Annotated in this window: 17 protein-coding genes; 7 read left to right on the top strand and 10 right to left on the bottom strand. The window is 66.1% G+C overall.

Features of this window, described 5'->3' with window-relative positions:
* Positions 1–16: 16 nt before the first annotated feature.
* Both HF886_RS04195 and HF886_RS04190 read right to left on the bottom strand, forming a co-directional pair.
* Positions 17–301: a DUF3017 domain-containing protein gene (locus HF886_RS04195; RefSeq protein WP_169619885.1), complete on the bottom strand. Its 285-nt coding sequence runs from the start codon at positions 299–301 to the stop codon at positions 17–19.
* A gap of 20 nt (positions 302–321) precedes the next feature.
* A complete protein-coding gene (locus HF886_RS04190) occupies positions 322–1,176 on the bottom strand; it encodes a bifunctional methylenetetrahydrofolate dehydrogenase/methenyltetrahydrofolate cyclohydrolase (protein WP_169619886.1) in 855 nt (284 codons plus the stop codon).
* 570 nt (positions 1,177–1,746) lie between these two features.
* Between HF886_RS04190 and HF886_RS04185 the strand changes: the two genes are divergently transcribed.
* The 3 genes from HF886_RS04185 to HF886_RS04175 all read left to right on the top strand — a co-directional run bounded on the left by HF886_RS04185 (position 1,747) and on the right by HF886_RS04175 (position 2,650).
* On the top strand, positions 1,747–1,887 hold the full coding sequence (locus tag HF886_RS04185) for a hypothetical protein (RefSeq protein ID WP_169619887.1): 141 nt from the start codon (positions 1,747–1,749) through the stop codon (positions 1,885–1,887).
* 138 nt (positions 1,888–2,025) lie between these two features.
* Positions 2,026–2,490: a tRNA (cytidine(34)-2'-O)-methyltransferase gene (locus tag HF886_RS04180; RefSeq protein WP_169651652.1), complete on the top strand. Its 465-nt coding sequence runs from the start codon at positions 2,026–2,028 to the stop codon at positions 2,488–2,490.
* A gap of 22 nt (positions 2,491–2,512) precedes the next feature.
* Positions 2,513–2,650, top strand: coding sequence for a hypothetical protein (locus HF886_RS04175; RefSeq protein WP_169651615.1), 138 nt, complete (start codon positions 2,513–2,515; stop codon positions 2,648–2,650).
* Positions 2,651–2,677: 27 nt separating this feature from the next.
* Here the strand turns inward: HF886_RS04175 and HF886_RS04170 are convergent, their stop codons facing one another.
* From HF886_RS04170 to HF886_RS20880, 5 genes are all read right to left on the bottom strand, one after another.
* Positions 2,678–2,986, bottom strand: coding sequence for a rhodanese-like domain-containing protein (locus tag HF886_RS04170; protein WP_169619890.1), 309 nt, complete (start codon positions 2,984–2,986; stop codon positions 2,678–2,680).
* Between the two features lie 182 nt (positions 2,987–3,168).
* Positions 3,169–6,429: an error-prone DNA polymerase gene (locus tag HF886_RS04165; RefSeq protein ID WP_169651651.1), complete on the bottom strand. Its 3,261-nt coding sequence runs from the start codon at positions 6,427–6,429 to the stop codon at positions 3,169–3,171.
* A gap of 75 nt (positions 6,430–6,504) precedes the next feature.
* A complete protein-coding gene (locus HF886_RS04160; RefSeq protein ID WP_169651650.1) occupies positions 6,505–6,987 on the bottom strand; it encodes an NAD(P)-binding domain-containing protein in 483 nt (160 codons plus the stop codon).
* A gap of 210 nt (positions 6,988–7,197) precedes the next feature.
* A complete protein-coding gene (locus tag HF886_RS04155) occupies positions 7,198–7,710 on the bottom strand; it encodes a tetratricopeptide repeat protein (protein WP_169651649.1) in 513 nt (170 codons plus the stop codon).
* 7 nt (positions 7,711–7,717) lie between these two features.
* Positions 7,718–7,906, bottom strand: a complete 189-nt coding sequence (locus HF886_RS20880; RefSeq protein WP_206036547.1) for a hypothetical protein — start codon at positions 7,904–7,906, stop codon at positions 7,718–7,720.
* Positions 7,907–8,542: 636 nt separating this feature from the next.
* Between HF886_RS20880 and HF886_RS04145 the strand changes: the two genes are divergently transcribed.
* The gene (locus tag HF886_RS04145) at positions 8,543–8,929 is read left to right on the top strand and encodes a hypothetical protein (protein ID WP_169619894.1); all 387 of its coding nucleotides are present in this window, start codon (positions 8,543–8,545) and stop codon (positions 8,927–8,929) included.
* Between the two features lie 48 nt (positions 8,930–8,977).
* On the opposite strand, the gene HF886_RS04140 is transcribed toward HF886_RS04145, so the two are convergent.
* Both HF886_RS04140 and HF886_RS04135 read right to left on the bottom strand, forming a co-directional pair.
* On the bottom strand, positions 8,978–9,826 hold the full coding sequence (locus HF886_RS04140; RefSeq protein WP_169651648.1) for an SDR family NAD(P)-dependent oxidoreductase: 849 nt from the start codon (positions 9,824–9,826) through the stop codon (positions 8,978–8,980).
* Between the two features lies 1 nt (position 9,827).
* Complete coding sequence (locus tag HF886_RS04135; RefSeq protein ID WP_169619896.1) at positions 9,828–10,310, bottom strand: nuclear transport factor 2 family protein; 483 nt, start codon at positions 10,308–10,310, stop codon at positions 9,828–9,830.
* 253 nt (positions 10,311–10,563) lie between these two features.
* On the opposite strand from HF886_RS04135, the gene HF886_RS04130 reads away from it, so the two are divergent.
* From HF886_RS04130 to HF886_RS04120, 3 genes are all read left to right on the top strand, one after another.
* The gene (locus tag HF886_RS04130) at positions 10,564–11,097 is read left to right on the top strand and encodes a hypothetical protein (RefSeq protein ID WP_169651647.1); all 534 of its coding nucleotides are present in this window, start codon (positions 10,564–10,566) and stop codon (positions 11,095–11,097) included.
* A 99-nt stretch (positions 11,098–11,196) separates the two neighbouring features.
* Complete coding sequence (locus tag HF886_RS04125; RefSeq protein WP_169619898.1) at positions 11,197–11,655, top strand: ATPase; 459 nt, start codon at positions 11,197–11,199, stop codon at positions 11,653–11,655.
* Positions 11,642–12,010, top strand: coding sequence for a metalloregulator ArsR/SmtB family transcription factor (locus HF886_RS04120; protein ID WP_169651646.1), 369 nt, complete (start codon positions 11,642–11,644; stop codon positions 12,008–12,010). Before HF886_RS04125 ends, HF886_RS04120 begins: the two co-directional genes overlap by 14 nt.
* A gap of 46 nt (positions 12,011–12,056) precedes the next feature.
* Here HF886_RS04120 and HF886_RS04115 read toward each other — a convergent pair whose 3' ends face one another.
* Entirely contained in the window at positions 12,057–12,962 is a 906-nt protein-coding gene (locus tag HF886_RS04115) for a D-isomer specific 2-hydroxyacid dehydrogenase family protein (RefSeq protein ID WP_169651645.1), read from the bottom strand.
* Positions 12,963–12,978 lie beyond the last annotated feature (16 nt).

Below are 12,978 nucleotides of genomic sequence, written 5' to 3'. Positions count from 1 at the left end.
GCCCACCCGCAGCCGGCTATCCGGTGCCGAGCGGATCGATGGACGCCGCGAGCGCGACGATGACCCCTCCGACGACGAGGAGCGCCCCCACGTCGAAGCCCTTGCTGCGCACCGCGAGTACACCGACCCGACTGTCGTCGAGAACCCACCGCAGCAGCCCCGCAAGGATCGTGGCACCCCCGAAGACGAACGCGCCGCGCCGCCACCGGTCCGCGAGAACGAGCGCCACCGCGATCGCGATCACCAGAGTGACGGCAATGAGCGGCAGATTCAGACGTGCGAACCGCAAGGCCCGGCCCATGACTGTGTGCCCGTGCCCGGTCAGCGCGCCGCGAGTTGCTCTGCCCGCTCCACCACGTTGGTGAGCAGGAAGGCGCGGGTGAGCGGTCCGACGCCGCCGGGGTTCGGGGAGACGAAACCCGCGACCTCGCGCACATCGTCGGCGACGTCGCCGCGCAGCCCGTCCGGAGTGCGCGAGACGCCCACATCCAGGACTGCCGCGCCCGGCTTGACCATGTCGGCGGTGACGAGTCCGGGTACGCCGGCCGCCGCAATCACGATGTCGGCCCGGCGCACCTCCGCGGCGAGGTCCCGGGTGCCGGTGTGGCACAGCGTGACGGTGGCGTTCTCGCTGCGGCGCGTGAACAGCAGCCCGATCGGGCGGCCGACGGTGACACCGCGGCCCACGACCGTCACGTGCGATCCCGCGATCGGCACGTCGTAGCGCCGCAGGAGGTGCAGGATTCCTCGCGGCGTGCAGGGCAGTGCCGCCTCTTTGCCGAGCACCAGACGACCGAGATTGATCGGATGCAGCCCGTCGGCGTCCTTGTCTGCGTCGATCCGCTCGAGGGCAGCGTTCTCGTCGAGGTGCCGGGGCAACGGCAACTGCACGATGTATCCGGTGCAGGCCGGATCCGCATTGAGCTCGTCGATCGCCTGCTCGAGCTGTTCCTGGGTGATGTCGGCGGGCAGGTCCTTGCGGATCGACGTGATGCCGACCTTCGCGCAGTCGTTGTGCTTGCCCCGCACGTACGCTGCCGATCCCGGGTCGTCGCCCACGAGGATGGTGCCGAGGCCGGGCGTGATGCCCTGCTCCCTCAGCACGGCCACTCGTGCCTTCAGGTCCTCGAAAATCTCGTCGCGGGTTGCTTTGCCGTCCAGGATCGTCGCAGTCACGGTTCCATTGTTCCAGGCGACTGCGCGTCGCGGATCGTCAGCCCGCGTGCGCGGGTCGCGGTCTGCCGATTCCGGTTGCCGTCCGCCGTGTAGGGCCCGGGGCGGGGTCATGTCATGAGCGGTGCCCGGCTTACCTAGTGTTGCCGCCTCGGGGCTGTTGCAGCGTGAGCAGGCCCGGCAGAACTCGGGCCGGATACTCCCGGGCGACTCCATTCCGGAACATCCACCGGCACCACCGCGGTGTCACTTGTCAGCGTGCGCGCCAAGGGGTTGTTGCGCTGCCGACACGGATCGGAACGAAACCGCAAGATGTTGCTTTCGCACAACAACATTCGATGACGGAGCGTGCGCGAAATGGACACGACCTGCCCACCACTCCCCGACACAGCTCGACAGTCTGTCTTCGAACCCTTTGACGTAGAAGAACTTTCACGACCTTGCCGCGGCATCGAGACCGCCGGGACACATCTGCCGTCGCGAACCTCGCCGCACCCGATACACAATCAGTAACGGATTGTCGTGTGCGCGCGACAATCCCGTTGACACACAACCGAAAACAGGAGGCACACCATGGGCTCGGTCGAAATCTTGCAATGGATCGGCGACGGGTACGTCGCAGGAGAGCCGATACAGTCCGCGCTCTTCACCGCTATTGCTTTCCTCGGGATGCCGTTCGCGGTGATCCACCTCCTGCTGGGGGGATCCTTCTAGTCGGTAGCGCATGTGCTCGCCGTCCGGAAACATCCGTCTTCTGCGGGCGACTCGGAGCCGGTCGCGCCCCGGCCACCATCGGGGCGCGACCTCCCAGGCCCAGGGCGTTTACCGTCGTGGTGCTATCTTTCTCTGGTTATGTTCAGAGTGATGTTCCACGAACCACGCATTCCGCCCAACACCGGCAACGCCATTCGGATGGTTGCCGCGACGGGTGCCGAACTGCACCTCGTGGAACCACTCGGGTTCGACCTCTCGGAGCCGAAACTGCGCCGGGCGGGTCTCGACTACCACGACCTCGCGTCGGTCACGGTTCACGCCGACCTTGCTGCCGCGTGGGAGGCTCTGCGCCCCGAGCGCGTGTACGCCTTCACCGCTCACGGCACCACCGGTTACGCAGAGATCGAGTACCGGCCGGGCGACGTGCTACTGTTCGGACCGGAGCCGACAGGGCTCTCGGAAGAGGTCTTGTCCGACCCGCACGTCACCGCGCAGGTCCGCATCCCGATGCTGCCGGGCCGGCGCTCGCTGAATCTGTCGAACGCCGCCGCGGTGGTCAGCTACGAAGCCTGGCGCCAGAACGGCTTCGAGGGCGCCGTCTGATTCGCTTCCCTCTCGAATCGGGATGTTCGGTACCTGCTGCACGCACAAGGATTTCGACGTCGACTACCGCGAATTCTGCGGCGGTCACGACAACGTTCAACGGCGCGACGGGTTGGTCGCGGGAGCCGCAGCACTGCTCGGCACCGCTGCCGCTCACTGAGTGCTGCGGCCCCGCGGCCGCTGCCGCTTACTCGCCGCTCTCGGTGGGCCTGCCCGAACGCGCCCACCCGTCGGTGCCCGCGGCGACGGACACCGCGTCGATTCCCCGGCCCGCGAGATAGTTGGCGGCCTGGAGGCTGCGTCCGCCGACGGCGCAGATCACGTACACGGTCCCGGTCGTGGGAATCTCGTCGATGCGGGCGACGAACTCACTGAGCGGGATGTTGGTGACGCCGGGCACCCGCACCTGGGCGTATTCGTCGCGTTCGCGTACATCGATGACGGGTGCTCCGTCGGCGAGTGCGGTCTCGAAGGCAACCAGGTCGACCTCACGCATCGGTGTGGGTCCTCTCGATCAAGGGTTTCGTCGGGTACTCCGGACGAGCATCGCAGGCGCATGACGAGCCACGCGACCAGGTTGACGATTCCGGGGGCACACGATCGGGAACGTCCCACGGTAGCGCGACCCCGCACGCCACCATCCAGGCACCCGATGCAGACCACCGACAGTCGCGGGTATCAGTGAAAGTCGCGCGACTTGCCCGGCATCCGCAGGTCCAGAGGTTCCAGGTGGTCGGCGAGCAGCGTCACCACCCCGTCGGCGTTCTGGAGCCGTCCCCGGACGAGTAACGCCGAGGCGGTGTGCGCGAGGGTGCGGTACCGCGCCCACAGCCCGACCGAACACACCACGTTCACCATGCCGGTTTCGTCCTCCAGGTTGAGGAAGGTGACGCCTGCGGCCGTTGCGGGTCGCTGCCGGTGCGTCACCGCCCCTCCGACGAGCACCCTCGTTCCGTCCGGCACGTCGAGCAGTCGCGACGCCGGAACCACGCCGAGCGCGTCGAGCCGTGCACGCAGGAACTGCGTCGGGTAACTGTCCGGGGACACCCCCGTGGCCCAGACATCGGCGGCGGCCAGCTCGAGGGCGCTCATGCCCGGCAGTGCCGGCGCCACGGCGGTCGCCCCCACACCGGGCAGTCGCCCCGGGCGCTGAGTGGCAGCGGGGGCAGCAGCCCACAGCGCCTCACGCCGGGTGACGCCGAACCCGCCGAGCGCTCCGGCGGTCGCGAGTGCCTCGGCCTGCGCAGTGGTGAATTCGATACGCGCGGTGAGGTCCAGGAACGAGGTGTACGGGCCGTGTTCCTGCCGTTCGGTGACGATCCGTTCGGCAAGGTCCTCGCCGATGTGCCGCACCGACGCAAGACCGAGCCGCACTTCCTTCCCCGCGTTCTCCACCGTCGCCTGCGCGAGGCTCGCACCGATGTCGGGACCGTGCACGATCACCCCGTGCCGGCGTGCGTCGGCGACGAGCGACTGCGGAGAGTAGAAGCCCATCGGCTGCGCCCGGAGCAGACCCGCACAGAATGCGGCGGGATGATGCAGTTTGAACCAGGCGGAATAGAAGACGAGCGACGCGAAACTCTGCGAATGGCTTTCGGGGAAACCGAAATTCGCGAACGCATGCAGTTTCTCGTAGATGCCGTCGGCGACGGCGCCGGTGATGCCGTGCAACTCGCGCATCCCGTCGTAGAGGCGGTCGCGCAGGCGCTCCATCTTCTCGGGCGATCGCTTCGATCCCATCGCCCGTCGCAACTGATCGGCCTCGGCTGCGCTGAACCCGGCGGCATCGACTGCCATCTGCATCAACTGTTCCTGGAACAGCGGGACACCGAGGGTGCGTTCGAGCGACTTCTCGAGACACGGATGGTCGTAGGTGACCGGTTCGAGTCCGTTGCGACGGCGGATGTACGGATGCACGGACCCGCCCTGGATGGGTCCGGGCCGGATGAGCGCCACTTCGATGACGAGGTCGTAGAAGTTCCGGGGTTTCAGACGCGGCAAGGTTGCCATCTGCGCGCGCGACTCCACCTGGAACACACCCACCGAGTCGGCGCGGCGCAGCATCTCGTACACGCCGTCCTCGGTCAGGTCGAGTTGCGCGAGATCGACCCGGACACCTTCATGTTCGGCAACGAGATCGATCATGTAATGCAGCGCGGAGAGCATTCCCAGTCCGAGTAGGTCGAATTTCACGAGTCCCGCGGCGGCACAATCGTCCTTGTCCCATTGCAGGACGGTGCGGCCCGGCATTCGCGCCCATTCGACAGGGCACACATCGGAGACGGGCCGGTCGCAGATCACCATGCCGCCCGAATGGATTCCGAGATGTCGTGGCAGGCCTTCGATCTGCTCGGCGAGATCGAGAACCGCAGTGGGGATGTCTGCGTCGGTTTCGACGCTCACTCCTCCCCATCTGCTGATCTGTTTGCTCCACGCATCCTGCTGCCCCTGCGAGTAACCGAGCGCGCGTGCCATGTCGCGAACCGCCGACCTCCCGCGGTAGGTGATGACGTTGGCGACCTGCGCGGCGTGGGTCCGGCCGTATTTCGCATAGACGTGCTGGATTGCTTCTTCGCGCCGATCGGATTCGATGTCGAGGTCGATATCGGGAGGTCCGTCGCGCTCCGGTGACAGGAACCGTTCGAACAGCAGCCGGTTGCGCACGGGGTCGACGTTGGTGATGCCGATGGCGTAGCAGACAGCAGAGTTGGCAGCCGAACCTCTTCCCTGGCAGAGGATGTCGTTGCTCCTGCAGAACTCGACGATGTCGTGAACGACCAGGAAGTAACCGGGAAAGCCGAGACTGCCGATGATGCCGAGTTCGTGTTCGATCTGCCGGTACGCATCCCGGTTGTGCTCGACCGGTCCGTACCGTCGGAGTGCGCCCGCGTAGGTGAGGGCGCGCAGCCACGTGAACTCCGTGTGCCCGTCGGGCACGTCGAACGGAGGCAACTTCGGGGCGATGAGCCGCAGGTCGAAAGCACATTCGCGGCCGAGTTCCGCCGCGGTGTGCACGGCGCCGGGAAAGGCCGTGAACAACCGGGCCATCTCGGCTCCGGAGCGGAGATGACCGCCACCGGCGGGAGGGAGGCGACTCGCCGCGTCGTCGAGGCTCTGCCGATCGGAGATGGCCGCCATGGCCATGGCGAGTCGCCGGCGCTCCGGCCGGGCGAAGTGTGCGGCGGTACCGGCGACAGACGAAATTCCGTGGCGCTCCGCGAGCCCGAACAGTGCGACATTGCGTTCGTAGTCGTCCGGAGTTCCCTGCCACGTGAGCTCAACGGTGACGCGGTCGGACCCGAACCGGTCGACGAGATCGAGCAGAGCCGCTTCGGCGGCTCCCGGACCCCCGCTGTCGAGGGCACGGCGCACGTGTCCGTTACGGCACCCGGTGAGGATCTGCCAGTGGCCGCCCGCCGCATCGGTGAGCGCGTCGTAGTCGTAACGAGGTTCGTTCTTCTCCCCTCCGACCAGGTGTGCATCGGCGATCTGCCGAGACAACCGGCGGTACCCTTCCTGTCCGCGGGCGAGCACCAGCAGATGTGCATCGTCGAGCGTCAACTCCGCACCGAACACCGTCCGCATATCGAGTCCCCGCGCGGCTTCGGCGAAACGCACGGCGCCGTACAGGCCGTCGTGGTCGGTGATCGCGAGAGCCTCGAGGCCGAGACACACCGCTTCTTCGACGAGTTCCTCCGGGGTCGAGGCACCGTCGAGGAAGCTGAACGCCGAGTGCGTGTGCAGCTCGGCATACGGCACCACCGGGCCGTCGGGTGGCCGGGCCCGACTTTCGTACTCGCCTCGGGTGCGGCTCCACGCCGGGCTGTCGTTGCCGTCGCCGGGGTGGACGGGATCGCGGCGGGATGCGCCGGACGGAGGCCTGCCGGACAGGACACGTTCCATCTCCGACCAGGTCGGCGGGCCGTTTCCCCATCCCATTCCACACCTCCAACTGCCCGTATTCACCACAATTATCGCACGTATGTTCGATACTTGTGCAACCCCGTGCGTGGTTCAGGTGCTGTTCGTGCCTACGTGTCGGTAGCGGGCGGCCTCGTCGTGGGTATCGAGATGGCCGGTGCGGACCTTCGAGCCGTAGGCGGCCTCGGTACCCAGCATCGGTGCGGGCACCATGATTCCGCCCGCGACGAACCGGCCGCCGCGGCGAACCACCCATTCGGCCGCCGAGGCTGTGTTGCCCGGGGTGTCGGAGATGAGATTGACGAGGGTGCGACCGCTCAGGTCGTCCACCGGTTCGAGGATGTCGTACATCGCTCGGTAGTCGGTCAGGCTGAGGATGATCAACTCCGAAGCAGCGACCGCGTCGTCCGGGTCGGCGGCGCGTGTCGCTCCCGCCGCGACCAGCGTGTCTGCACGTCCGGGCGTCCGGTTCCAGACCGTGACCGGATGACCGGCGCCGAGAAGGATGCGCGCCATCGCCTGGCCCATCGGCCCCATGCCGATCACGGTGAGCGAAATGTTGTCGGCTGCACTCATCGCATGTCCTTTCCCGTAGGTCATTCGGGGTGAAGGTCGACTCCTGTCATGCTCCGCTCGTACCGTGAACCCATCAAGTACCGACCGCCCGGTCGATGTCCGGACTCACCCCCCGACCATCGCCCGACCCGAACCTCAAGCCGAATATTTTGGTGGCGGCCCGGACGAACACAACGCCGAGCCGCTCACCCTCCGACTACCGGCGTGTCGTCACTCGTCGAGTGACGCCAGGTATTCCGCGTTTCCGTGCACAGCCGCCTCGTAACGTTTCATCTCGGCTGAGTCCACCCGGTCCGCGATGAGCGATAGCGCCTCTGCCAAAGCAGCATTCGGACGACCGGCTGCGTGAAGTGAAATGATCTGGAACACCCGAAGCGAGTCGGATTCCGGGTACTGTTGTCGAGCGTCGGCGAACACGGTCAGGGATTCCTCGAACCGCCCCAGGTTTCGCAATGTGCTGCCGTACTGGAGCAACGCTCTCCGGTGTCGATCCCCGGAGAGCCCTGCATCGAAGGCCTCCAGGTAGTACTTCTCGGCTGTACCCTCTTGCCCCGCAGTGTCGTACGCCCCGGCGAGTTCGTACAGTACTGCCGCATTTCCGGGGTTGGCTTCGAGAAGTGCCGCGAAATACTCGATCGTCGGGCCCATGTTCGCGCGGTCTCGTGCGTCGAAGCCGGCAGCGATGGCCGCCTCCAGCTCGGGGGAGTTCTCGAGATTCGGCATCGCCCGATTATGGCAGTGATCGGTGCCTCGGCGCCCACTCGGACGGGCGCAGACTCAAATTGAAGGGTTCGGCGAGGTCCTTACCGCCCACGTGGGTGACCACCGCAAGCTCCGGACTGAACGCTTCGACGTGCTCGGATTCTCGCTCGAGGTAGGACTGCGGAATCAGCAACGGCAGATAGACAGTTCTCGGCATCGGCAGCCTTGATCCTCGCGTCCACTGCGGACTGCATGTGCTCCCACAGGGCATACGCATACGGCCGGATCACCATCGTCCCGCGAACCGGCCCGTTGTCGGCCATTTCGGCCTTGTTCAGAACGTCCTGATACCAGCGCGGGAAATCCTCGTCCTGCGAGGTCAGCACGGCAGCTTTCTTCGATCCGGCCACCCGGCGATACTATCCAGCCGCCCCGCAGAAAGGCGCCGGGTCGAGCGGGCAATTCCTCAATCGATACGGTGCGAGCCCACCGTCGAAGCCCAGAATTACGGCCGTAGCCCCTATCGGTCCGGAGAACATCAGGGCCAGAATGGGGGGGGGAAGCACCGGGATATCGATTTCGCCTGTGGTCCTCGCTGGAGTCGCGGGTCAGTGGTCCTCGTGCGCTGAGGTAAACCGGAAAGAAGGTCCGAACAATGAGAAAGCACCTCCTCGTCGTCGCCGCCACGCTCGTTGCACTTCTACCCCTCACAGCCTGCGCAAACACTCGGTCCGAGTCATCCGCACCGGCCCAGTCCTCCCCCTCGATCGAAGATCGCGCCGACCGGAAGCCCCTCCCCGACTCCGGCGTTCCGACCGTATCGATCGGGGGCACTGTCACGGTCTCCCAAGAGATGAACGGACCCACCGAAGGGGTCACGGGCACCGCAGGGGTCACCGTGTCCAACTTCGCAGCCCTCCCATACCCCCGAATAGAGAAATATCCGGCAACGCCCGTGCCCCTCCACGGCGCCGGCTACACCGTGTGGGTCGAGATCGATACTCGATCGGGCGAGTTCTCCTACAGCACCGTGTACTTCTCGGTTCGGACCCCTGGGGGAGACATCTACGTTGCCTCCACCGTGGGACTCGAGGACGATCTCGGCTCAGGGACCCTGTCCTCGGGCGAGAGACGCCACGGAAGTCTCCTCTTCGAGATCCCCTCCGGCACGAACCTCACCGAAATCGTGCTCGTCGGCACCGACGCCTCCACTCCCCTCGCCGTCTGGACTCTGGACTGAAGCCGACCGCGCTGAGCGACGTGCACGCCGGGGTGACGCACTTCGTGTTCAACTGCCGAATACCGGTCCGCCACCGAACACGGCGCGATGTGAATCCGGTTGGTTTCCTTCGATATCCACGACCCCGTACTCCAGCGCCACCTCTGCGGTGATGAGGGTCGATCCACTCCGGCCGTTCACCTCGCGATCGCCCGCCAGGGCGACGACGACACGGCCGATGAATTCGGGTGTCTCGGCGTTGGCCAACGGGAAGCCTTGAAAGTTGTCGAGCCCGCGCGCCTGCATGGCCTCGTTCTCGACCAGGCCCGGCCAGAGCGACAGCGTGGTGACCCCGGTGCCGTGCAGTTCCACGGCCATGTCGGCGGCCATCTTGTCGAGGCCGGCTTTCGACATGCCGTACAGCACCGAATGCAGGTGAGCACGAGTGCCGAACGACGAGATGTTGACGATCATGCCGCTGCTGCGCGGCACCATCATCCGGGCGGCCTCCACCGTAGCAACGTAGTGCGCGCGCAGACCCACACCGATCAGGCTGTCCCAGTCGTCGATGGGTCGCTTCCAGAACGGCTCGGTGAAACCTGCGAAGCCTTTCGGAGCCGCCCACACATTGTTCACGAGCGCGTCGAGCCTGCCGTTCTGCTCGTCCGTGATGCGGGTGAAGAGGTCGTGGATCTGCCCGTCGTCACGGTGATCGCACTGCACCGCGATGCCGCGACCGCCGCGCTCGGTGACGATGTCGGCCGTGTGATCGAGCGGTCCACCGGCACCGACAGGCCCACGACCGGTGACATAGACGGTCCACCCGTCGGAACCGAGTGCGCAGGCGATCCCCTTACCGACGCTGCGACTCCCGCCGGTGACAAGGGCTACTTTCCGCTCCGGTGCGCTTTCGGTCATGTCACACAATCACTTTCACGTCGTCGGCGAGGGTGCGTTCGATGGACCACAGGACGCGCACATGACATTTCGCGATCTTCCACTCGGCGTCCTCGACCACATAGCCGTCGTCGTAGTCCAGCGCGGTGACCCGCTCGGTCCGGGCCTGCACGTCCACCTGCCGGAATCGCAGTGTCCAGGCGCCGGTCGCCGCGCCCGGGCCGATGAGTCGGATGCTGGGGTGCATCCCGTGATGCATATCGAGGATGACGTAGCGATCGTCGACGCGCCGAAGCGCGATCCGGGAATACGCGTCCACCAGTCCGTCCGCGTCGTCGAACCTCCCGAGCGCGGGCCCGTAGTAGATGTCGGCGCCGTCGGCGACGAAACAGGCACGCATCGCCACCGGATCCTTCGCATCACTCGCGCGGAAGTAGCGGTGCTTCAGCATCCGGATCTCTTCGAGGGCTTCGAGTCTCGCTAAGCGCTCTTCGATGGTCGGCATGCGATGATCCCTCCCATGCAGGATTGCGGTGGCATTGGTGGGGCCATCCTGGCATAGAAAGTGTGCGGATCGAAAAGACCGATCCCACCGGACAACTGGGCCAGGTTTCGCGAAGTTACGCGACTGCCGCTCCCGTCGACAATCCCGCGCGCACGGTTCAGCGCAGGTCGATTTGTACGGAATGCGACCGGACGCCTCGCATATTCGATAGGAATGGCGTGTTCTGTTTCCTGCGATCGAACGGAGTATGTACATGGCCGAACGAACATTTCGCCGCGTGGGTGCGGCGGCAGTCATGGCAGCGGGGTTGGGTGTTGCGATGACTGTCGGAAACGTCGGGGCAGCACACGCCGCGCCGACTTCCACCACCATGACGTGCGGAAGCGCCAACCCGCTATTTTGGGCGCCGCCGTTCACCTGGACCGTCACCGCCTCGTCGGGGGCGTCCCGTCCCGGCGGCGAGGGCGAGTTCTTGCCATCTCTCCTGCTCAGCGGCAACAACGACTTGCCCACTCCTCCTGGTGGTCTCATCCCGAGTATCGGACCGAATTGGTACGGCACGCAGGTGCTGGTCGACTGGCACAACACCAGCACCGGTCAGTCCGGACGGAGCGTCAGCGATCAGGAAGCGTGGAAACAGAAGCCGAGCGTCCCGGTGAACCGCACCCTCACCGGGTCCGGAACGATCAACTTCACTGTCACGCTCCAGACCGGCGCGGGGTGGTGGTTCATCAATCCACAGAACGCCGTGTGCCAGGGCACCATCGACGTACTTCCCCCGTCCTGAACTGGGTGCGTCGGCTCAACTGCAACCAAGGGGTTGCCGATAGACGATCGGGGTGCAACCATGGGGTTGCACCCCGATCGCATCGAACGAGGAGACGTCATGACCGACGAACTCGACCGCATCGAACGACAGATCGCCATCGAAGCACCGGCCGCACGGGTCTGGGAACTCGTAGCCGAACCCGGGTGGTACATCAACGACCACACGATCACCGAACACCGACTCGAACGCGACGGCGACCTCACCGTCGTCCACGATCCCGTCCACGGCGCCTTCCTGTTCCGCACGGTGGCGCTGGATAAACCGCACTACGCAGCGTTCCGCTGGTTGGCCGACAGCACCGACCCCGACAGCCCGTCCACGCTCGTCGAATTCCGGGTCGATGCCGTCTCCGACTCCTCCACCGTCCTGCATGTGACGGAAACCGGCTTCGAGTCGCTTCCCGGAGACGCCGCCGAGCGTCGCGCGAAGTACGAGGGGAACGTCGAAGGGTGGACCATCGAACTCGATCTCGCACGACAGCACCTGGAGGGCAGGAAAATCGTTGCCGCACAGTAAAACGGGAACGTTCGACGACGGCGGCTCCGACGCGGGCACAGTAACCGACCCGACTCGCGTATTCGCGGCACTCGCGGACGACACGAGGTGGCAACTGCTGCAACGACTCGCCCGATCCCCGGCGTCCGCGTCGGGTCTGGCGGGGGAATTCACGGTCTCGCGTCAAGCGATCGCCAAGCATTTGTCGATACTGGAAGACTGCGGGCTGGTGACGTCCGAACGTGTCGGCCGCGAACTCCGTTTCTCCGCAGCCGGTTCCAGGCTGAGCGCGGTGGGCAGGGCGCTGGAAGCGGTGGGCTCGGGATGGGACCGACGGCTCGACGCCATCAAGAAGGCTGCGGAACGCTCCGTGTGAGAACGGAATGCTGTCAGACCGTCGAAGACCTGCGCGACACGAGAGCTCAGTAGCCTGCCGACGGATCGACGCGCGCGACGAGGTCCTCCCCCGCGATGAACCGCCGCACATTCTCACGGAGCGTCGGCGCAAAGGTGGCGGTCAGACCGCTCCGAGTGTTCGCGACGTGCGGGGTGATCACGCAATTGTCGAGTGCCCACAGCGGATGCCCGTCCGGCAGCGGTTCGGGTTCGGTCACGTCGAGCACCGCCCCGGCGATCGTGCCCGCGCGCAATGCATCGACCAGCGCATCGGTGTCGACCAGGTTGCCGCGCGCCACATTCACCAGCCACGCCGTATCCGGCATGGCATCGAACGCCGCAGCGCCGACCAGCCGGTCGGTGTCGGCGGTCGCGGGCGCCGCAACGACGAAGTGGTCGGCCATCGTCCACACCTCCGAGGTGCGGTGTGCCGGCAACGTCACCGACGCTCCGTCGACCGGACGTCCGGAACGGGTGACCGCGACGGCCTCCACCCCGAAGGCACGGAGTCTCGGAATCATCGCCCGGCCGATTCCCCCGCATCCCACGATCGCCACGATCGATCCGTGCAGCGGGCGGACGAGGGGATCGATGTGATCTTTGCTCCACCGGTTCGCCGCGACGGCGGTGTGGAATTGCCGTAGGCCGACCAGCAGGGCTCCGACCGCGTACTCGGCCACGTTGTCGGCATAGACCCCGGACGCGTTCGTCCACACCCTGGTGCGGTCTACCAGGCCGGCACGGCAGAACGGTTCGATGCCCGCGTAGGCGAGTTGCACCCAGCGCACCCGTTCGGGCAGGGCGGGGAAGTCCTCCGCACTGCCGTACCAGACGACGGCGTCGGCGTCCTCGAGCGACGACACCGTGGCGCCACCGTCGGTGATCGCCGCAGCGAGGTAGTCGTCGTGGTCCGGGCCGAGATGAATTCGCATGACGAAAACCCTAGTG

It is taken from the genome of Rhodococcus sp. 105337, from assembly GCF_012844225.1.
Classification (GTDB): Bacteria; Actinomycetota; Actinomycetes; order Mycobacteriales; family Mycobacteriaceae; genus Rhodococcus.
This window is presented reverse-complemented; position numbering and strand designations above follow the sequence as displayed.